The sequence below is a fragment of the Pseudomonas paracarnis genome (assembly GCF_904063055.1).
GTDB classification, from domain to species: Bacteria; Pseudomonadota; Gammaproteobacteria; order Pseudomonadales; family Pseudomonadaceae; genus Aquipseudomonas; species Aquipseudomonas paracarnis.
Genome location: NZ_CAJFCN010000001.1, coordinates 63,826 through 82,227, shown reverse-complemented (window position 1 = coordinate 82,227; position 18,402 = coordinate 63,826). Strand labels below are relative to the sequence as shown.

Sequence of the window (18,402 nt, the reverse complement as noted above, 5' to 3'; positions counted from 1 at the left end):
GCATGCAGGATGAATTCAACGACCCGCTTTGGCGCCAGATCCTGTCTGGCGCACAAATGCTCTTCGTAGCATTTGGCGCGTTGGTGTTGATGCCGCTGATCACAGGTCTTGATCCAAACGTCGCGCTGTTTACCGCAGGCCTGGGCACGTTGTTGTTCCAGGTGGTGACAGGGCGGCAGGTGCCGGTATTTTTGGCATCGAGCTTCGCGTTCATCACCCCGATCATTCTCGCCAAGGGCCAGTTCGGCCTGGCGGCGACCATGGGCGGCGTGATGGCGGCGGGTTTCGTCTATACGTTCCTGGGACTGGCCGTGAAGGTCAAGGGCACCGGTTTTATCGACCGGCTGCTGCCGCCCGTGGTGATTGGCCCAGTGATTATCTCGATCGGCCTGGCCATGGCGCCGATTGCCGCCAACATGGCCATGGGCAAGTCTGGCGACGGTGCCGAGTTGATCCACTATCAGACGGCGATGCTGATCTCGATGCCAGCGCTGCTTACCACTTTGATCGTGGCGGTGTTCGGCAAGGGCATTTTCCGCCTGGTGCCGATCATTTCCGGCGTGCTGGTGGGTTTTGCCATGTCGTTCTACTTTGGTGTGGTCGACACGGCGAAAATCGCCGCCGCCCCCTGGTTCGCCCTGCCCCACTTCACGGCGCCGGAGTTCAACTGGCAGGCGATCCTGTTTATCGTCCCGGTAGCACTGGCCCCGGCGATCGAGCATATCGGGGGTGTGATTGCGGTAGGCAGCGTGACCGGCCGCGATTACCTGAAAAAGCCTGGCCTGCATCGCACGCTGCTGGGTGACGGTATCGCCACCACGGCTGCCGGCATGTTTGGCGGCCCGCCGAACACCACCTACGCCGAAGTGACCGGCGCCGTGATGCTGACCAAGAACTACAACCCGAAAATCATGACCTGGGCGGCAGTGTTTGCCATCAGCCTGGCGTTCATCGGCAAGTTCGGCGCGCTGCTGCAGAGCATCCCGGTGCCGGTGATGGGCGGGATTCTGTGCCTGCTGTTCGGCTCGATTGCTGCGGTGGGGATGAACACGCTGATTCGCCACAAGATCGACCTGGGCGAGGCGCGCAACCTGGTGATTGTGTCGGTAACGTTGGTGTTCGGGATTGGCGGTGTGCTGGTGGGTACCGGCACCGGCCCGGATGATTTCGGCCTCAAGGGCATCGCCCTGTGTGCGGTGGTGGCAATTGGTTTGAACTTGCTGCTACCGGGCAATGATGGCTGGAAGAACAAGAAGCCGGATGAGCCGCTGCTGTAACTGACTAAACGCAAATCAGTGTGGGAGCTGGCTTGCCTGCGATAGCGGTGTATCAAACGACAGATAGGTCGACTGTTACACCGTCATCGCAGGCAAGCCAGCTCCCACATTTGATTTTCAGCGTCTGTTAGAGCTCACCGAGCCCGTCGATCAGCGCCTGGTTCTGCTCCGGCGTCCCGATGCTGATCCGCAGGAACTGGGCAATCCGCTCCTGCTTGAAGTGCCGCACGATCACCCCTTGCTCACGCAACTTGGCGGCCAGCCCTGCAGCGTCATGCCGCGGGTGACGGGCGAAGATGAAGTTCGCTGCCGATGGCAATACCTCGAATCCCTTCGCTTCCAATTGCGCGACGACCTGGTTGCGGCTGTCGATCACCCACTGGCAGGTTTTCTCAAAGTATTCACGGTCGTCAAACGCGGCCGCCGCGCCAACAATCGCCAACCGATCCAACGGGTAGGAGTTGAAGCTGTTCTTGACCCGCTCTAGCGCCTCGATCAGGTCTGGGTGACCCACAGCCAGGCCCACACGCAAACCGGCCAGTGAGCGCGATTTGGACAGGGTCTGGGTCACCAGCAGGTTCGGGTAACGGTCGACCAGGCTGATGGCAGTTTCGCCGCCAAAGTCGATATAGGCTTCATCGACCACCACCACCGAGTCCGGGCTGGCCTTGAGGATCTGCTCCACCGCGTCCAGCGCCAGTACGCAGCCGGTGGGCGCGTTAGGGTTGGGGAAGATGATCCCGCCGTTGGGCCTGGCATAGTCAGCGGCCCGAATCTGGAACTGTTCGTCCAGTGACACCGCGTCGAACGTAATGCCGTACAGGCCGCAGTACACCGGGTAGAAGCTGTAGCTGATATCCGGGAACAGCAGCGGCAGATCGTGCTGGAACAGGCCATGGAAGATGTGCGCCAGGACTTCGTCAGAACCGTTGCCGAGGAACACCTTGCCGGCATCGATCCCGTAATACCTGGCCACGGCCTGCTTGAGCAGGTCGCTGTTGGGGTCCGGGTACAGACGCAAGTTGTCGTTCAACTCGGCCTGCATTGCCGCCAGCGCCTTGGGCGATGGGCCGTAGGGGTTTTCGTTGGTGTTGAGCTTGACCAGTTTGGTCAGCTTCGGTTGCTCACCGGGTACGTAAGGCACCAGGTCCTTGACGAAAGGGCTCCAGAATTTGCTCATGCCTTACGCTCCCTTGACGATGCGGTATTCAGCGCTGCGTGCGTGCGCGCTGAGGGATTCACCACGGGCCAGCACCGAGGCGGTCTTGCCCAGCTCGGAAGCGCCTTGTGGCGAGCAGAAGATAATCGACGAGCGCTTCTGGAAGTCGTACACCCCCAGCGGCGACGAGAAACGCGCAGTGCCGGAGGTGGGCAACACGTGATTGGGGCCGGCGCAATAGTCGCCCAGGGCTTCGCTGGTGTGACGGCCCATGAAGATCGCCCCAGCGTGACGGATCGATGGCAACCAGGCCTGTGGGTCCGCTACGGACAGCTCAAGGTGCTCCGGCGCGATGCGGTTGGCCACTTCAATGGCCTGCTCCATGTCACGCACCCGAATCAGCGCACCACGGCCGTTGATCGACTTCTCGATGATCTCGGCACGCTCCATGGTCGGCAGCAGCTTATTGATGCTGGCGGCGACCTTGTCGAGGAACTCGGCATCGGGGCTGACCAGGATCGCCTGGGCGTCTTCATCGTGCTCCGCCTGGGAGAACAGGTCCATGGCGATCCAGTCCGGGTCGGTCTGGCCGTCACACACCACGAGGATTTCCGAAGGACCGGCGATCATGTCGATACCGACCTGGCCGAACACATGGCGTTTGGCGGTGGCGACGTAGATATTGCCGGGACCGACCACTTTATCGACCTTCGGCACGCTTTCGGTGCCATAGGCCAGCGCTGCAACGGCCTGGGCGCCACCGATGGTGAATACCCGGTCGACACCGGCGATGCAGGCGGCAGCCAGCACCAGCTCGTTGATCTCGCCACGGGGGGTCGGCACCACCATGACCACTTCGGTCACGCCGGCGACTTTGGCCGGGATCGCATTCATCAACACCGACGATGGATACGACGCCTTACCGCCCGGCACGTACAGGCCGGCGCGGGCCAGTGGCGTGACCTTCTGGCCCAGCACAGTGCCGTCGGCCTCGGTGTAGCTCCAGGAGTCCTGCTTCTGTTTTTCGTGATAGCTGCGTACCCGCGCCGCAGCGACTTCGAGGGCTTCGCGCTGCGGTGCGGTGATGCGCGTCAGCGCCAGCTCCAGGCGTTCACGCGGCAGGATCAGGTCAGCCATGGACTGCACGTCCAGGCCGTCGAACTGGCGGGTGAAATCCACCAGCGCAGCATCACCGCGCTCACGCACGGCCTTGATGATGTCGAGCACCCGCTGGTTGACCGAGTCGTCAGACACGCTTTCCCAGCTCAGCAGATGATCCAGATGATGGGCGAAATCCGGGTCGGCAGCGTTGAGTCGGGCAATTGCAGTGGACGTGGTCATAGCGAGGGCCTCAATAGAATTGGCAAAAACTCAGGCGCCCTAAACTAGCAGTCGTTTCCGCTTGGGCACCTGAGAATTCTGGCTATGAGGCGGATAGACGGGCGCAGCTCTTCAGCTACGCGGGTGAGTCAACCGCGGTGTCGAGACTCCACTGCCTTGCGCAGGGTGTCGATCAACGCCTGAATACGGGCGTGCTGCATCTTCATCGATGCTTTGTTGACGATCAGGCGGGAGCTGATGTCAGCGATAAAATCCTGGGGCTCCAAACCGTTGGCACGCAGGGTGTTGCCGGTGTCGACCACGTCGATGATCTTGTCGGCCAGCCCGATCAGCGGTGCCAGCTCCATGGAGCCGTAGAGCTTGATGATATCGACCTGACGGCCTTGTTCGGCGTAATAGCGCTTGGCAACGTTGACGAACTTGGTGGCGACCCGCAGGCGGCCCTTGGGCTCGACATCACCCACGCGGCCAGCGGTCATCAGCTTGCACAGGGCGATGCGCAGGTCCAGAGGCTCGTACAGGCCCTGGCCACCGTATTCCATCAGCACGTCCTTGCCGGCAACACCCAGGTCGGCGGCGCCATGTTCAACGTAGGTCGGCACGTCGGTAGCCCGCACGATCAGCAGGCGCACGTCGTCCTGGGTCGTGGGGATGATCAGCTTGCGGCTCTTGTCCGGATTCTCGGTCGGCACGATGCCCGCTTCAGCCAGAAGCGGCAACGTGTCGTCAAGGATGCGGCCCTTGGACAGTGCGATGGTCAACATGGGAAATGTCAGTCCTTCATCAGGCTATTGCTGTCCGGTCGCAAACGGCGCCAGACACAGATCGAGGCCATGACAGCCTCGATTTGAAACAAACCAGTGTTTGTAGGAGCGAGCTTGCTCGCGAAGAACGTCAACGATAACGCGTTTATTCAGAGTCAACGCGGTGCACATGAGGCCTTCGCGAGCAAGCTCGCTCCTACAGGGCAGCGGGGACTAGCCCGGTACGCGGCGAATCTTCGCGCCGAGCATCTGCAGTTTCTCTTCGATGCACTCGTAACCACGGTCTATGTGGTAGATGCGGTCGATCAGGGTGTCACCTTCGGCGCACAGTGCCGAGATTACCAGGCTGGCCGAGGCACGCAGGTCGGTTGCCATTACTGGCGCGCCCTTGAGCTTGTCGATCCCGGTGACGATGGCGGTGTTGCCTTCGACCTGGATCTTGGCGCCCATGCGGTGCAGTTCATACACGTGCATGAAGCGGTTTTCGAAGATGGTCTCGATCACAGCACCGGTGCCTTCGGCAATCGCGTTCAAGGAGATGAACTGCGCTTGCATGTCGGTCGGGAACGCCGGGTACGGAGCGGTACGCACGTTGACGGCTTTTGGCCGCTTGCCGTGCATGTTCAGCTCGATCCAGTCTTCGCCGGTGGTGATCTCTGCGCCGGCTTCCTTGAGTTTTTCCAGGACGGCTTCCAGGATGGTCGGATCGGTGTCCTTGACCTTCACACGGCCACCGGTCACGGCAGCGGCAACCAGGTAGGTACCGGTCTCGATGCGGTCAGGCATGACTTTGTAGGTGGCGGTGTGCAGACGCTCTACACCATCAATAGTGATGGTGTCAGTGCCAGCGCCGGAAACTTTGGCGCCCATGGCGTTGAGGAAGTTGGCCAGGTCGACCACTTCCGGCTCGCGTGCGGCGTTCTGCAACACGCTGCGACCGTTGGCCAGGGCAGCGGCCATCATGATGTTCTCGGTACCGGTGACGCTGACGGTATCAAAGAAGAAGTTTGCGCCGCGCAGGCCGCCTTCCGGCGCCTTGGCTTTGATGTAGCCGCCTTCGACGTCGATGACTGCGCCCATGGCCTCAAGGCCACGGATGTGCAGGTCGACCGGACGCGAACCAATGGCGCAACCGCCAGGCAAGGCTACTTCGGCTTCGCCGAAACGGGCAACCATCGGGCCCAGCACCAGGATCGACGCACGCATGGTTTTCACCAGTTCGTACGGGGCAATCAGGGTCTTGATGGTACGTGGGTCAATTTCGACGGCCAGTTTCTCGTCGATCACCGGCTCAATGCCCATGCGACCGAACAGCTCGATCATGGTGGTGATGTCGTGCAGGTGCGGCAGGTTGGCCACAGTCACCGGGCCATCGCACAGCAGGGTCGCTGCCAGGATCGGCAAGGCGGAGTTTTTCGCACCGGAAATGCGAATCTCGCCATCAAGGCGGGCACCGCCGGTAATAATCAATTTATCCATAAGAATCTCGACGCCTTGGGGGCTCAGGTGCGCTCGGCCCAGGCCGCGCGGCTGAAAAATTTCATAGTGACCGCATGGATGCTGCCATCGGTGATCCATGGGTTCAAATGGGCATAGATCTGCTGCTGACGCTTGACCGGGCTCAATGCCGCCAGTTCATCGCTAATCACGTTCAGCTGGAAATTGCAGCCTTCGCCTTCGACTTCTACAGTCGTTTCAGGCAGCTTTCCTTCAAGGAAGCTCTTAACTTCTAGGGCCTGCATGCTCAACCTCTATCGGCGCCCAGTGCGCACGGGTCGCACATCATACAAAAAAGCCCCGCGCCTGCGAACCCCGCATAGCAGGACTCTGACGGGGGGCTTCTTTAACAATGTGTATTAAGGATGCGCCAGTAGCTCGGTCAAACCGGAAACTTCGGCAATTTCGCGCATGTCTTCCGGCAACGCACGGATACTGACCGGTTTTTTCGCCGCCTCGGCATCACGCATGAAGCACAGCAACAACGACAGGCCGACGCTGCTGGACTTGGTCACCGCCGAGCAATCAAGCACCAGCTCTGGCGCTTTGCTGGCCTTGATTAACGCCTGGCCCTGCTTGCGCAGGTCAGGCCCGGTGCGGTAATCCAGCACGCCGCTGAGGAACAGCTCGCCGGCGTCGCCGATACGAACAGCCGACTCGGTCATTGCGCAGGCTTCCCGGCAGCTTTGTCGGTTTCTTCCTTGGCCTTGGCCACTTCACCGGCCCAACCGTTGATGGTCTTGTCCAGATCGTTGCCATTGCGCTGCATCGCGTCGGCGAACTGATCACGGAACAGCTTGCCGATGTTGATACCGTTGATGATCACGTTACGCAGCTTCCACTCACCGTTGATCTTCGTCAGGGTGTAGGACACAGGGTACACGGCGCCATTGCTGCCGGAGACTTTCATCCCGACTTCAGCACGGTCGCCCGACTCGTCCTTGGGCGCATCAACGATAATGCCCTGGTTGTTGTATTCCAGCAGAGCGTTGCCGTAGAACTGGAACAGACCCTTCTTGAAGTTTTCCTGGAACGTCTGCATCTGCGCAGGCGTAGCCTTGCGCGAATACTTGACCGTCATGATGCTTTTGGAGATGCCTTCAGCATCGACCACAGGGCCAACGATCGTGTTGAGCGCGTTGTAGAACTTGGAAGGGTCTTGCTTGTACTGTTCTTTATTAGCCTTGAGGTCAGCCAGCATTTTGCTGGTGGTGTCCTGCACCAAATCGTGGGCAGAACCTGCCGCGTTGGCCATCATCGGCAATGCTGCAAGCAGTACCAGCAGGCCACGTCGCAAGGTAGAGATCATGAACAGATTCCTCATTTGGCGTCTTTATTGACCGTATTGAGCAAAAATTTTCCGATCAGGTCTTCAAGCACCAGCGACGACTGTGTGTCGTGGATGGTCGAACCATCCTTGAGCAGGGCTGTTTCCCCGCCCACGCTGACCCCGATGTACTTCTCGCCCAGCAAACCCGCAGTGAGGATAGATGCCGTGGAGTCAGTTGGCAGATTATCTACCTTCTTGTCCAGTTGCATCGTCACCCGACCGGTAAAGCTGTCGCGATCCAGATCGATTGCCGTGACTTTGCCGATGGTGACACCGGCCATGGTCACTTTGGATCTGACCGTCAAACCGGCGATATTGTCGAAGTACGCGTAAAGTTTATAGGTATCGGCGGTAGGGCTGGCCGACAGGCCGCTGACTCGCAGGGCCAACAACAGTAAAGCCAGGATGCCAGCCAGCAAGAAAAGGCCGACACCGATTTCCACAGTGCGGTTTTGCATCAGAAATCTCCAAACATCAAGGCGGTCAAAATGAAGTCAAGGCCCAGTACCGCCAACGAGGCGTACACAACGGTCTTGGTGGTGGCACGGCTGATCCCCTCTGAAGTGGGCTCACAGTCATAGCCTTGGAATACGGCAATCCAGGTCACCACAAAGGCAAAGACGATGCTCTTTATAATGCCGTTGAGCACGTCACCGGTGAAGGTCACGCTGTTTTGCATGTTGGCCCAGTAGGAGCCGTCGTAGACCCCCAGCCAGTCAACCGCCACCCACGAACCACCCCAGATACCCACCACGCTGAAGATCATTGCCAGCAGTGGCAGGGAAATGAAGCCGGCCCACAGGCGCGGGGCAACAATGTACTTGAGCGGGTCCACGCCGATCATTTCCAGGCTGGACAGCTGCTCGGTGGACTTCATATTGCCGATTTCAGCGGTCAACGCCGAGCCCGCACGCCCAGCGAACAACAAGGCGGTGACCACCGGGCCAAGCTCACGCAACAGAGTCAGGGCCACCATCTGCCCTACCGCCTGCTCCGAGCCGTAGCTGGACAGGATATTGAAACCCTGCAGGGCCAGCACCATGCCGATGAACACGCCGGAGACCACGATGATCACCAGGGACATCACCCCCACCGAGTGCAGTTGCTTGACCAGCAGGCCAAAGCCGCCGCCGATGCCGCCGCGCCCCAGCAAGGCGTGAAACAGGAAAATGGTCGAACGCCCCAGCACTTCGACGATGTCGATGCCCGAACGACCGAAAAGGCGAACCTTCTCGATAAGAGATGTCTTGCGCATCAGCGCTTCCCCAGAAGATCTGAGCGGTAGTCCGCCGCCGGAAAGTGAAAAGGCACCGGGCCATCGGGGTTGCCGGTCATGAATTGGCGAATGCGCGGGTTATCGGCGTTCATCAACTCTTCAGGCGTACCCTGCCCCAGCACCTGGCCATCACCGACTACATACAGATAGTCGGCAATGCTCGCGGTTTCGGCCAGGTCGTGGGATACCACGATACTGGTGATTCCCAGTGCATCGTTGAGCAGGCGGATCAGGCGCACCAACACGCCCATGGCGATCGGGTCCTGCCCCACGAATGGCTCGTCATACATGAGGATCTGTGGGTCGAGGGCAATGGCCCGCGCCAGGGCGACACGGCGCTTCATGCCGCCGGACAACTCGTCCGGCATCAGGTCGATGGCGCCGCGAAGGCCTACGGCCTGCAGCTTCAGCAACACGATGTCACGAATCATTTCATCGGACAGCTGGGTGTGCACCCGCAGCGGGAAGGCCACGTTTTCGAACACATCGAGGTCGGTAAACAGCGCGCCGCTCTGGAATAGCACGCCCATATGCTTGCGCGCATCGAACAGATCGCTGCGTGACAGCGTCGGCAGGTTCTGGCCGTTGACCCACACTTCCCCGGCACTGGGGCGCAATTGCATGCCCATCAGGCGCAACAGGGTGGTCTTGCCGCAACCGGAAGGCCCCATGATGCCCGTGACCTTGCCGCGAGGAATGCGAATATCGACGTTATTGAAGATGCTGCGCGTCCCGCGCTTGAAGGTAAGACCCTTCAGCTCGACCGCGTAGGCGTTATCGGCACTCATCTAATCTCCTTGGGATGCAGCCTTTCACTCAGACACCATGTGTGCGACTTTGGTTTTCAACAGATGCGCAATAGTTGAGCACATGGGTTGGGCGGACCGAACTGGCGGCGAACTATATCACTGCTGGTACAGAGCGCCCAAGGCCGGAACAGCGCTGGTTCAGATTTGAGACAGGGAAAAAACGTTGCTTGCTATGTTGCCCACGGTGCTTTTCAGTTATCCCGCGCACAAAGCCTGACGAACTTGCGTGAGGGAATCGATCATTACCGCTATAATCGCCGACTTTTCGTCAGGCTATACGATTTCAGACATGAGCCAATCCAGCGACCTTATTCAATCCGCACAACGCACCATACGCCTTGAGCTTGAAGCCGTAGAAGGCTTGCTGGCCCATATCGACGCGGATTTCGTGCGCGCCTGCGAGATGATTCTGGCGAGCAAGGGCCGCGTTGTGGTGGTCGGCATGGGCAAGTCCGGCCACATTGGCAACAAGATCGCGGCGACCTTGGCGAGCACGGGGACCACTGCGTTTTTCGTGCACCCGGCCGAAGCCAGCCACGGCGACATGGGCATGATCACCAAGGATGACGTGATTTTGGCGCTGTCCAACTCCGGCACCACCAACGAAATCGTGACCCTGTTGCCGCTGATCAAGCGCCTGGGCATCCAGATGATCAGCCTCACAGGTAACCCTGAGTCAACGTTGGCCAAGGCTGCCGACGTCAACCTGAACGTGCACGTGACCCACGAAGCCTGCCCACTGAATCTGGCGCCCACCTCCTCCACCACCGCCGCGCTGGTAATGGGCGATGCCCTGGCGGTGGCATTGCTGGAGGCCCGCGGGTTTACGGCCGAGGACTTCGCATTTTCACATCCGGGTGGCGCACTGGGCCGTCGCCTGCTGCTGAAAGTGGAAAATGTCATGCATCGCGGCGCCGAGCTGCCGAGCGTTCCACGCGGCACTCTGCTTCGGGATGCGCTGATGGAAATGACGCGCAAGGGCTTGGGCATGACCGCCATCGTCGAAACCGATGGCCGGCTGGCCGGGATATTCACCGACGGCGACCTGCGTCGTACCCTTGACCGCACCATTGATATCCATACCGCGACCATCGACGCCGTGATGACCCCTCACGGCAAGACCGCCCGCGCCGAAATGCTCGCGGCTGAAGCGTTGAAAATCATGGAAGACCACCGGATAGGCGCACTGATCGTGGTCGACCACGATGATCGGCCGATCGGGGCCCTAAACCTAGGCGACTTGCTGCGCGCAGGAGTGATGTAAATGACCAGCGACCTGATGCAACGCGGTAAAAACATCAAACTGGCGATTTTCGACGTTGACGGCGTGCTGACGGATGGCCGCCTGTACTTCCTCGAAGACGGCAGCGAATTCAAGACCTTCAACACCCTCGATGGCCAAGGCATCAAAATGCTGATGGCAGCGGGCGTGCAAACCGCAATTATCAGCGGTCGAAAAACACCGGTTGTGGAACGCCGCGCACAAAACCTTGGTATTCCTCACCTGTATCAGGGCCGCGAGGATAAACTGGTGGTGCTGGACGAGCTTCTTGGCCAACTCAACCTAAGCTATGAACAGGTCGCCTATCTGGGCGACGACCTGCCAGACCTGCCGGTGATTCGCCGGGTGGGCCTGGGCATGGCCGTCGCGAATGCCGCGGCGTTTGTCCGCGAACACGCCCATGGCATCACCACCGCCCGTGGCGGCGAAGGTGCCGCCCGCGAGTTCTGCGAGTTGATCCTGCGTGCCCAGGGCAGTCTTGAAGCGGCCCACGCCGCCTACCTATAGAGCGTTATATGCTGAGCAAAAAGATTCGCAACTTCCTGTTATTCGGGGTCATCGCCGCGCTGCTCCTGGCGGTGGGCTACTGGAATATCAGCCCGGAGCGCTTTCTCGACAAGCCTGTTGCGCAGGTTGACGAAGGTCTTATCGACTATTACGCCACCAATGCCTACAGCATTCAGTACCTGCCTGACGGCAAGGTGCAGTATGAGATGACATCGGACAAGGTCGAGCACTTGAAGGCTTCCGAAGTCAGCCTGCTGACCAATCCGGACCTGAACCTGTATCGCGGCACCGAATTTCCCTGGCACGTCACCAGCAAGCGTGGCGAGGTCAACCCGGATGGCACCGAAGTTGAACTGATCGACTCGGTTCGCGTCGCACGTACAGACGCGCAGAACCGCGACACCATCATTACCAGCAGTCGCATGACCGTATTCCCACAGAAGCAATATGCGCAGACCGAGCAAGACGTTAGAATCGACGGCGCTGGCGGTGTATCGACTGGCAAGGGAATGAAAGCGTATTTGAAAGAAAGCAGGATACACCTGCTATCGAACGTAAGAGGACAGTATGAGGCTCGTTAAAACCCTCCCTATTTTGCTCGGTCTGGGCGCAGCACTGGGAAGCGTGAGCGCCTGGGCTCTGCCGAACGATAGCCAGCAACCGATCCATATTTCGGCTGACGATGCACAGCTCGATGACAAGAAAGGTGTTGCCACCTATACAGGCGGCGTGATCATCACCCAGGGCTCGATGAAGATCACCGGCAACACGGTGACTCTGACGCGCACCCAGACAGGCGACATTGACGTGGTGACGTCGGTGGGCAACCTGGCTTATTTCGAGCAGAAGCAGTCCGCTACCGACACCGGCCCGATGAAAGGCTACGGCAAGACTATCCAGTATCACGCCCAGCAGAATCGTATCGTGTTGATCGACCAGGCCAAGGTACTGAGCCCAGACGGCAACTCGACCGAAGGTGAAAAGATCACCTATGACACCGTCAAGCAGATCGCCAACGCCGGTCGCGCCAACGGCTCCAAGGTCACTGCACCGCGCCCGCGCATCGACATGGTTATCCAGCCGAAGAAGAAGGCCGAGTAATGGCAACCCTGAAAGCCCAGCATCTGGCCAAGGCCTATAAAAGCCGCCAGGTGGTACGCGACGTCAGCCTGTCGATCGACAGCGGCCAGATCGTCGGTTTGCTCGGCCCCAACGGTGCCGGCAAAACCACTTGCTTCTATATGATCGTCGGGCTGGTCCAGGCAGACCAGGGTCGTGTATTGATCGACGACCTGGATGTCAGCCATCAACCCATGCACGGTCGTGCACGGGCAGGTATTGGCTATCTTCCCCAGGAAGCGTCGATCTTCCGCAAACTGTCGGTAGCCGATAACATCATGGCGATTCTCGAGACCCGCAAGGAACTCGATCGCGATGGCCGCCGCCAGGAGCTGGAAAGCCTGCTGCAGGAATTCCACATCAACCATATTCGCGACAACCTCGGCATGAGCCTGTCCGGTGGTGAGCGCCGCCGCGTGGAAATCGCCCGCGCCCTGGCGACCGCGCCGAAATTCATCCTGCTGGATGAACCCTTTGCCGGTGTCGACCCGATTTCGGTGGGTGACATCAAGCAGATCATCCATCACCTCAAGGCCAAGGGCATTGGCGTGCTGATCACCGACCACAACGTGCGCGAAACCCTCGATATCTGCGAAACAGCGTATATCGTCAACGATGGTCAGCTGATTGCCGAAGGCGATGCCGAGACTATCCTGGCTAACGAGCTGGTGAAGGAAGTGTACCTGGGTCACGAGTTCCGCCTGTAAACACAGGGGTATCGCGCTTTTCCCTGGAGCGCGCGGGAGTCAATGGAAACCTCGGTTTTTTTATTGTTACCGCGCTCTAGGCAAAGGCCCCGAGATCAGGCATATAATTTGCTTATGTTTGGCGCTCACGCGCCCTGTCGTGGATGGCGCATTGCGCCGGCGAATAAGGTGTTAAGCCCCTGCCATGAAACCATCGCTAGTCCTGAGAATGGGCCAGCAGCTGACGATGACACCGCAGCTGCAACAGGCCATCCGCCTGCTCCAATTGTCGACCCTGGACCTGCAACAGGAAATCCAGGAGGCCCTGGAGTCCAATCCGATGCTCGAACGCCAGGAAGAAGGCGACGACTTCGATAATGCAGACCCGCTGGCCGACAACATCGAGCAAAAACCCAATCCCGACGTGCAGGAACCCTCCTATCAGGAAACCGCCCCGACGGTGGACAACCTGGAGGAAGGCGACTGGAACGAACGCATTCCCAACGAGCTTCCCGTGGATACCGCGTGGGAAGACGTCTACCAGACCAGCGCCAGCAGCCTGCCGAGCAACGATGATGACGAGTGGGACTTCACCACCCGTACGTCGGTGGGCGAGAGCCTGCAGAGCCACCTGTTGTGGCAACTGAACCTGGCGCCGATGTCCGATACCGATCGCCTGATCGCGGTCACCCTGATCGACTGCATCAACAACCAGGGCTACCTGGACGAAACCCTCGAGGAGATCCTTGAGGCCTTCGACCCGGAACTGGATATCGAACTGGACGAAATCGAAGCCGTCCTGCACCGCATCCAGCAATTCGAGCCCGCCGGCATTGGTGCCCGCACACTCAGCGAGTGCCTGTTGCTGCAACTGCGCCAATTGCCGGCCAAGACCCCATGGCTCACCGAAGCGCAACGCCTGGTCAGTGACTACATCGACCTGCTGGGCAGTCGCGACTACAGCCAACTGATGCGCCGTATGAAGCTCAAGGAAGATGACTTGCGCCAGGTCATCGAGCTGGTGCAAAGCCTCAACCCGCGCCCAGGCTCGCAGATCGAATCCAGCGAAGCCGAATACGTAGTGCCCGACGTCATCGTGCGCAAGGACAACGAACGTTGGCTGGTGGAGCTGAACCAGGAGTCGGTACCGCGCCTGCGGGTCAACCCGCAATACGCAGGTTTTGTGCGCCGCGCCGACACCAGCGCCGATAACACCTTCATGCGCAACCAGTTGCAGGAAGCGCGGTGGTTCATCAAGAGCCTGCAAAGCCGCAACGAAACCCTGATGAAAGTCGCAACCCAGATCGTCGAACACCAGCGCGGTTTTCTGGAGTACGGCGACGAGGCCATGAAGCCTCTGGTGCTGCACGACATCGCCGAAGCCGTCGGCATGCATGAATCGACGATTTCCCGGGTTACCACGCAGAAATTCATGCACACCCCACGGGGTATTTATGAGCTGAAATACTTTTTCTCCAGCCACGTCAGCACCTCTGAAGGCGGTGAATGCTCGTCCACGGCGATCCGCGCGATCATCAAAAAACTGGTTGCCGCTGAAAATCAGAAAAAGCCGTTGAGTGACAGCAAGATCGCTGGTTTACTGGAGGCACAAGGCATTCAGGTCGCCCGTCGAACCGTCGCCAAGTACCGCGAGTCCCTAGGGATCGCGCCATCCAGCGAGCGTAAGCGTTTGATGTGACGGGCGGGCCACAGCGTTCCAGTGGTGGGTATTCCTGCCCACCGCTTTATGCACTGGCAACGAAGGAGAAGCTGTATGCAAGTCAACATCAGTGGACACCAGCTGGTAGTCACCAAGCCCCTGCGTGAATACACCGAGAGCAAACTGAACAAGCTTGCGGGACATTTTGACAAGATCACCAACGTGCAGGTCACCATGGAGGTCGATAAGCTCAAGCAGAAAATCGAGGCCACCCTGCACGTACCGAATGCCAAGCTCGTTGCCAATGCAGAACATGAAGACATGTACGCGGCAATTGACTCGCTCTACGACAAGCTCGACCGCCAACTCATAAAGCATAAGGAAAAGAATCTGCACCTGATGCAAGGTACAGGTCGTTAACTCTCCCCCCATGATCCGACTTGAAACCATCCTGACCCCCGGCCGTTCCCTCGTGAACGTGCCGGGCGGCAGCAAGAAAAAAGCCCTCGAACAAATTGCCAACCTGATCGCACGCGAAGTGCCGGATCTGGAGATGCAAGATGTCTTCGAAGCGTTGATTGCCCGTGAAAAACTCGGTTCCACCGGTTTTGGCAACGGCATCGCCATTCCGCACTGCCGCCTCAAAGGCTGTGAAACACCTGTGAGCGCCTTGCTGCACTTGGATCACCCCATTGATTTCGACGCCATCGACGGCGCCCCGGTCGACCTGCTCTTCGTGCTGCTGGTCCCGGAAGCCGCCACCGATGCGCACCTGGAACTGCTCCGGCAGATCGCCAGCATGCTGGACCGCAAGGATGTACGCGACAAACTGCGCAGCGCCTCCAGCAATGAAGCGTTGTACCAAGTTGTCCTGGATGAACAAAACGGGCAGTAATCATGCGTTTGATCATCGTCAGCGGTCGCTCCGGCTCGGGTAAGAGCACCGCCCTCAATGTGCTTGAGGACAACGGTTTCTATTGCATCGACAACCTGCCCGCCGGCCTGCTGCCAGAGCTGGCGGAACGCGCACTGATCCATACCGAATTGGCGCAGCCGCTGGTGGCGGTCTCGATTGATGCGCGCAACCTGCCTAGCCACCTCTCGCGGTTCCCGGAACTGTTGGAAGAAGTGCGTGCCAAGCACATTCATTGCGATGTGCTGTACCTGGATGCCGACGAAGAGACCTTGCTCAAGCGGTTCTCCGAAACCCGTCGACGCCACCCCCTCAGCAGCGCCAACCGCTCCCTGGCCGAAGCCATCGAGGACGAGACCAAGCTGCTCGGGCCGATCATTGACCTGGCCGACCTGAAGATCAACACCACCAATCTGAACCTGTATCAGTTGCGCGACGCGATCAAGCTGCGCCTGCTGAACCAGCCTGAGCCGGGGACGGCGTTTCTGGTCGAGTCATTTGGCTTCAAGCGCGGCATGCCGGTAGATGCCGACCTAGTGTTCGATGTGCGCTGCCTGCCCAACCCTTACTGGAAGCCGGAGTTGCGCGATCAGTCCGGGCTGGATCAGCCTGTGATCGACTACCTGGCCGCACAACCGGATGTGGAAGAGATGTTCCAGGACATCTCCAGCTACCTGCTCAAATGGTTGCCGCGCTTTGCCGCCAGCAATCGAGCCTATGTCACCATTGCCATTGGCTGCACCGGCGGCCACCACCGCTCGGTCTATTTGACTGAACGGCTGGGCCAGGTGCTGCAACAAACCCTCAAGAACGTCCAGGTTCGCCACCGCGACCTGAGTTGAAAGGAACACCTGCGCGATGCCTGCTCTGGAAATTGAAATCATCAACAAGCTGGGCTTGCACGCCCGGGCGTCGGCTAAATTCGTCGGCGTGGCCGGGCAGTTCCCCTGCCAGATCCGTGCTGGGCGTACGCCAGAGTCCATGGTCGATGGCAAAAGCATCATGGCGATGATGATGTTGGCGGCCGGCAAAGGCACCAAAATCCATCTGCGCACCGAAGGCGAGCAAGAAGACGAAGCAATGGCCGCACTGGTCGCGTTGATCAACAACTACTTCGACGAAGGCGAATAACCCCACTGTAGGAGCTTGCTCGCGAAAAACGTCAACGATAACGCGGGCATCCTGGTTAACGCAGTGCTCTCAGTTTTTTTTGCGAGCAGGCTCCCTCCTACAGGGAACCACCCTCAGCCTAACGCCGTATCCATCACCATCATCAGGCAAAACCCGAGGCACAGCCCAAGGCTGGCGAGATTTTCATGGCCATTGCGGCGCGACTCGGGGATGACTTCATGAGTCACGACCAGCAACATTGCCCCGGCGGCCAACGCCAAACCCAGCGGCAACAACACTTCGGCAAGGCTCACCAGCCATGCACAGAGCACCGCAAATACCGGCTCAACCAAGCCTGATGCAGCGCCAATCAAAAAGGCTTTGATCCGCGACATTCCCGCCCCAGCCAATACCAGCGCAATCACCAGCCCTTCAGGCACATCCTGCAGGGCAATGCCCATGGCGAGGCTGTCGGCATCCGCCATGCCTCCGCCCGCAGAAACCCCCACAGCCATGCCTTCCGGAATGTTGTGCGCAATGATGGCAAACACGAACAACCAAATACGCGGCGGGATAACCGGTTTATCCGGTGTACCCACCAGCATTTCCGGGCTGGCGCCAGAAACCTTGCGGTCTACGAGGTACAGGCCGAACGCCCCGAGCATGATGCCGAAGCTGATCAAGCCACTGGCGCCCCAAGGTGAAAGTCCCAGGCTTTCGGCGGCGGCGATGCCCGGTACCACCAGAGAAAACGCAGTCGCCGCCAGCATCACACCGGCACCAAAGCCCAGCAGGGTGCCGCTAAGCGCCATCGGCATGCGCCGAATCACCAACACCGGCACCGCGCCCAGCGCCGTGCCAAGCGCGCAGATCGCCCCACCCTGCAAAGCACGCAGTATGCGCGGTTCCAGGTTCAACCAGGCCAGCCCATGGGCCACCAATAACGCAGTACCTGCCAATAGCAGCAGCGTGCCAAACGCATAACGAAACATTCGCACGCTACCGATCGCCAGTGTTTGAGTGCCCATAGTCGGCCTTAGATCTTGTTATGTAGTGAATGTCAGGCCAAAGCGGCCTGATAGCGCGCGGCAACCTCCGGCCAGTTGATGACGCTATAGAATGCATTGATGTACTCCGGTCGTCGGTTTTGATATTGCAGGTAGTAAGCGTGCTCCCAGACGTCCAGGCCCAGCACCGGCGTATTGCCGCTCATCAGCGGGCTGTCCTGGTTGCCGCTGCTTTCCACCACCAGCGTTTTTTGTGGCGTAACGCTCAGCCAGGCCCAACCGCTGCCGAATCGCGTCAAGGCCGCCTTGGTGAACGCCTCCTTGAAGCTGTCGAAACCACCCAATTGCTCGTCGATAGCCTTGCCCAGCGCGCCCTCGGGTTTGCCGCCCCCTGTCGGTGACATGACTGCCCAGAACAACGAGTGGTTCGCATGCCCGCCTCCTTGGTTGACCACAGCAGCGCGTAATTTCTCCGGCAATGTTTGGACGCTGGACACCAGCTTCTCCACCGGCCAGCCGGCGAACTCAGTCCCCTCGACCGCAGCATTGAGGTTATTGATGTAGGTCTGGTGGTGCTTGGTGTAGTGAATTTCCATGGTTTGCGCGTCGATATGCGGCTCGAGGGCGTCGTAGGCGTAAGGCAAGGCCGGCAAGGTATAGGTCAT

At 59.4% G+C, this 18,402-nt stretch carries 23 protein-coding genes; 11 read left to right on the top strand and 12 right to left on the bottom strand.

The genetic code is table 11. The annotated features are described in order from the left end of the window. The first annotated feature begins 2 nt into the window (after window positions 1-2). Window positions 3-1,277, top strand: a complete 1,275-nt coding sequence (locus JMV15_RS00385) for a uracil-xanthine permease family protein (protein ID WP_003188606.1) — start codon at window positions 3-5, stop codon at window positions 1,275-1,277. A gap of 127 nt (window positions 1,278-1,404) precedes the next feature. Here JMV15_RS00385 and hisC read toward each other — a convergent pair whose 3' ends face one another. The 10 genes from hisC to JMV15_RS00335 all read right to left on the bottom strand — a co-directional run bounded on the left by hisC (window position 1,405) and on the right by JMV15_RS00335 (window position 9,432). Then, window positions 1,405-2,457, bottom strand: coding sequence for a histidinol-phosphate transaminase (hisC, locus tag JMV15_RS00380; RefSeq protein WP_014716942.1), 1,053 nt, complete (start codon window positions 2,455-2,457; stop codon window positions 1,405-1,407). Window positions 2,458-2,460: 3 nt separating this feature from the next. Beyond that, entirely contained in the window at window positions 2,461-3,777 is a 1,317-nt protein-coding gene (hisD, locus tag JMV15_RS00375; RefSeq protein WP_201491217.1) for a histidinol dehydrogenase, read from the bottom strand. 128 nt (window positions 3,778-3,905) lie between these two features. Then, complete coding sequence (hisG, locus tag JMV15_RS00370; protein WP_003188599.1) at window positions 3,906-4,541, bottom strand: ATP phosphoribosyltransferase; 636 nt, start codon at window positions 4,539-4,541, stop codon at window positions 3,906-3,908. 213 nt (window positions 4,542-4,754) lie between these two features. Then, window positions 4,755-6,020, bottom strand: coding sequence for a UDP-N-acetylglucosamine 1-carboxyvinyltransferase (murA, locus tag JMV15_RS00365; RefSeq protein ID WP_003188598.1), 1,266 nt, complete (start codon window positions 6,018-6,020; stop codon window positions 4,755-4,757). A gap of 23 nt (window positions 6,021-6,043) precedes the next feature. Continuing rightward, window positions 6,044-6,283: a BolA family protein gene (locus JMV15_RS00360; RefSeq protein ID WP_003188597.1), complete on the bottom strand. Its 240-nt coding sequence runs from the start codon at window positions 6,281-6,283 to the stop codon at window positions 6,044-6,046. Window positions 6,284-6,397: 114 nt separating this feature from the next. Then, window positions 6,398-6,703: an STAS domain-containing protein gene (locus JMV15_RS00355; protein ID WP_003188596.1), complete on the bottom strand. Its 306-nt coding sequence runs from the start codon at window positions 6,701-6,703 to the stop codon at window positions 6,398-6,400. Continuing rightward, window positions 6,700-7,347 (bottom strand): MlaC/ttg2D family ABC transporter substrate-binding protein, encoded by a 648-nt coding sequence (locus tag JMV15_RS00350; RefSeq protein ID WP_014716940.1) that lies wholly within the window; start codon window positions 7,345-7,347, stop codon window positions 6,700-6,702. The genes JMV15_RS00355 and JMV15_RS00350 overlap by 4 nt, the downstream gene beginning before the upstream one ends. Before the next feature lie 11 nt (window positions 7,348-7,358). Next, window positions 7,359-7,826, bottom strand: a complete 468-nt coding sequence (mlaD, locus tag JMV15_RS00345; RefSeq protein WP_003188593.1) for an outer membrane lipid asymmetry maintenance protein MlaD — start codon at window positions 7,824-7,826, stop codon at window positions 7,359-7,361. After that, window positions 7,826-8,623 (bottom strand): lipid asymmetry maintenance ABC transporter permease subunit MlaE, encoded by a 798-nt coding sequence (mlaE, locus tag JMV15_RS00340; RefSeq protein ID WP_003188592.1) that lies wholly within the window; start codon window positions 8,621-8,623, stop codon window positions 7,826-7,828. Before mlaE ends, mlaD begins: the two co-directional genes overlap by 1 nt. Further along, window positions 8,623-9,432 carry an ATP-binding cassette domain-containing protein gene (locus tag JMV15_RS00335; protein ID WP_003188590.1) on the bottom strand — a complete coding sequence of 270 codons (810 nt, stop codon included), beginning with the start codon at window positions 9,430-9,432 and terminating at the stop codon, window positions 8,623-8,625. The genes mlaE and JMV15_RS00335 overlap by 1 nt, the downstream gene beginning before the upstream one ends. 310 nt (window positions 9,433-9,742) lie before the next feature. On the opposite strand from JMV15_RS00335, the gene JMV15_RS00330 reads away from it, so the two are divergent. From JMV15_RS00330 to JMV15_RS00285, 10 genes are all read left to right on the top strand, one after another. Then, window positions 9,743-10,717, top strand: a complete 975-nt coding sequence (locus tag JMV15_RS00330; RefSeq protein WP_014716939.1) for a KpsF/GutQ family sugar-phosphate isomerase — start codon at window positions 9,743-9,745, stop codon at window positions 10,715-10,717. Beyond that, complete coding sequence (locus JMV15_RS00325; RefSeq protein WP_003188588.1) at window positions 10,718-11,242, top strand: KdsC family phosphatase; 525 nt, start codon at window positions 10,718-10,720, stop codon at window positions 11,240-11,242. An 8-nt stretch (window positions 11,243-11,250) separates the two neighbouring features. Continuing rightward, entirely contained in the window at window positions 11,251-11,823 is a 573-nt protein-coding gene (lptC, locus tag JMV15_RS00320; protein WP_014716937.1) for an LPS export ABC transporter periplasmic protein LptC, read from the top strand. Further along, complete coding sequence (gene lptA / locus JMV15_RS00315) at window positions 11,810-12,343, top strand: lipopolysaccharide transport periplasmic protein LptA (protein WP_020301264.1); 534 nt, start codon at window positions 11,810-11,812, stop codon at window positions 12,341-12,343. Before lptC ends, lptA begins: the two co-directional genes overlap by 14 nt. Beyond that, window positions 12,343-13,068 carry an LPS export ABC transporter ATP-binding protein gene (lptB, locus tag JMV15_RS00310; protein WP_003188582.1) on the top strand — a complete coding sequence of 242 codons (726 nt, stop codon included), beginning with the start codon at window positions 12,343-12,345 and terminating at the stop codon, window positions 13,066-13,068. The genes lptA and lptB overlap by 1 nt, the downstream gene beginning before the upstream one ends. A gap of 184 nt (window positions 13,069-13,252) precedes the next feature. Then, entirely contained in the window at window positions 13,253-14,746 is a 1,494-nt protein-coding gene (locus tag JMV15_RS00305) for an RNA polymerase factor sigma-54 (RefSeq protein ID WP_014716935.1), read from the top strand. A gap of 75 nt (window positions 14,747-14,821) precedes the next feature. Then, complete coding sequence (gene hpf / locus JMV15_RS00300) at window positions 14,822-15,127, top strand: ribosome hibernation-promoting factor, HPF/YfiA family (RefSeq protein WP_014716934.1); 306 nt, start codon at window positions 14,822-14,824, stop codon at window positions 15,125-15,127. A gap of 10 nt (window positions 15,128-15,137) precedes the next feature. Beyond that, window positions 15,138-15,602, top strand: a complete 465-nt coding sequence (gene ptsN, locus JMV15_RS00295) for a PTS IIA-like nitrogen regulatory protein PtsN (RefSeq protein WP_014716933.1) — start codon at window positions 15,138-15,140, stop codon at window positions 15,600-15,602. 2 nt (window positions 15,603-15,604) lie between these two features. Further along, window positions 15,605-16,462: an RNase adapter RapZ gene (gene rapZ, locus JMV15_RS00290; protein WP_019816957.1), complete on the top strand. Its 858-nt coding sequence runs from the start codon at window positions 15,605-15,607 to the stop codon at window positions 16,460-16,462. Window positions 16,463-16,478: 16 nt separating this feature from the next. Then, on the top strand, window positions 16,479-16,751 hold the full coding sequence (locus JMV15_RS00285; RefSeq protein WP_014716931.1) for an HPr family phosphocarrier protein: 273 nt from the start codon (window positions 16,479-16,481) through the stop codon (window positions 16,749-16,751). 113 nt (window positions 16,752-16,864) lie between these two features. On the opposite strand, the gene JMV15_RS00280 is transcribed toward JMV15_RS00285, so the two are convergent. Next, on the bottom strand, window positions 16,865-17,758 hold the full coding sequence (locus JMV15_RS00280; protein WP_201491216.1) for a ZIP family metal transporter: 894 nt from the start codon (window positions 17,756-17,758) through the stop codon (window positions 16,865-16,867). 32 nt (window positions 17,759-17,790) lie between these two features. Continuing rightward, window positions 17,791-18,402, bottom strand: coding sequence for a superoxide dismutase (locus JMV15_RS00275; RefSeq protein ID WP_014716929.1), 612 nt, complete (start codon window positions 18,400-18,402; stop codon window positions 17,791-17,793).

Excerpts from the sequence above, each read along its gene's own strand:
- JMV15_RS00360 (WP_003188597.1), bottom strand. The coding sequence starts at position 6,283 with ATGCAGGCCCTAGAAGTTAAGAGCTTCCTTGAAGGAAAGCTGCCTGAA.
- hisD (WP_201491217.1), bottom strand. The coding sequence starts at position 3,777 with ATGACCACGTCCACTGCAATTGCCCGACTCAACGCTGCCGACCCGGAT.
- murA (WP_003188598.1), bottom strand. The coding sequence starts at position 6,020 with ATGGATAAATTGATTATTACCGGCGGTGCCCGCCTTGATGGCGAGATT.
- JMV15_RS00325 (WP_003188588.1), top strand. The coding sequence starts at position 10,718 with ATGACCAGCGACCTGATGCAACGCGGTAAAAACATCAAACTGGCGATT.
- hisG (WP_003188599.1), bottom strand. The coding sequence starts at position 4,541 with ATGTTGACCATCGCACTGTCCAAGGGCCGCATCCTTGACGACACGTTG.
- lptC (WP_014716937.1), top strand. The coding sequence starts at position 11,251 with ATGCTGAGCAAAAAGATTCGCAACTTCCTGTTATTCGGGGTCATCGCC.
- hisC (WP_014716942.1), bottom strand. The coding sequence starts at position 2,457 with ATGAGCAAATTCTGGAGCCCTTTCGTCAAGGACCTGGTGCCTTACGTA.
- JMV15_RS00350 (WP_014716940.1), bottom strand. The coding sequence starts at position 7,347 with ATGATCTCTACCTTGCGACGTGGCCTGCTGGTACTGCTTGCAGCATTG.
- JMV15_RS00385 (WP_003188606.1), top strand. The coding sequence starts at position 3 with ATGCAGGATGAATTCAACGACCCGCTTTGGCGCCAGATCCTGTCTGGC.
- JMV15_RS00330 (WP_014716939.1), top strand. The coding sequence starts at position 9,743 with ATGAGCCAATCCAGCGACCTTATTCAATCCGCACAACGCACCATACGC.
- lptB (WP_003188582.1), top strand. The coding sequence starts at position 12,343 with ATGGCAACCCTGAAAGCCCAGCATCTGGCCAAGGCCTATAAAAGCCGC.
- mlaD (WP_003188593.1), bottom strand. The coding sequence starts at position 7,826 with ATGCAAAACCGCACTGTGGAAATCGGTGTCGGCCTTTTCTTGCTGGCT.
- mlaE (WP_003188592.1), bottom strand. The coding sequence starts at position 8,623 with ATGCGCAAGACATCTCTTATCGAGAAGGTTCGCCTTTTCGGTCGTTCG.
- hpf (WP_014716934.1), top strand. The coding sequence starts at position 14,822 with ATGCAAGTCAACATCAGTGGACACCAGCTGGTAGTCACCAAGCCCCTG.
- ptsN (WP_014716933.1), top strand. The coding sequence starts at position 15,138 with ATGATCCGACTTGAAACCATCCTGACCCCCGGCCGTTCCCTCGTGAAC.
- rapZ (WP_019816957.1), top strand. The coding sequence starts at position 15,605 with ATGCGTTTGATCATCGTCAGCGGTCGCTCCGGCTCGGGTAAGAGCACC.
- JMV15_RS00275 (WP_014716929.1), bottom strand. The coding sequence starts at position 18,402 with ATGACCTATACCTTGCCGGCCTTGCCTTACGCCTACGACGCCCTCGAG.
- lptA (WP_020301264.1), top strand. The coding sequence starts at position 11,810 with ATGAGGCTCGTTAAAACCCTCCCTATTTTGCTCGGTCTGGGCGCAGCA.
- JMV15_RS00280 (WP_201491216.1), bottom strand. The coding sequence starts at position 17,758 with ATGGGCACTCAAACACTGGCGATCGGTAGCGTGCGAATGTTTCGTTAT.
- JMV15_RS00285 (WP_014716931.1), top strand. The coding sequence starts at position 16,479 with ATGCCTGCTCTGGAAATTGAAATCATCAACAAGCTGGGCTTGCACGCC.
- JMV15_RS00335 (WP_003188590.1), bottom strand. The coding sequence starts at position 9,432 with ATGAGTGCCGATAACGCCTACGCGGTCGAGCTGAAGGGTCTTACCTTC.
- JMV15_RS00355 (WP_003188596.1), bottom strand. The coding sequence starts at position 6,703 with ATGACCGAGTCGGCTGTTCGTATCGGCGACGCCGGCGAGCTGTTCCTC.
- JMV15_RS00305 (WP_014716935.1), top strand. The coding sequence starts at position 13,253 with ATGAAACCATCGCTAGTCCTGAGAATGGGCCAGCAGCTGACGATGACA.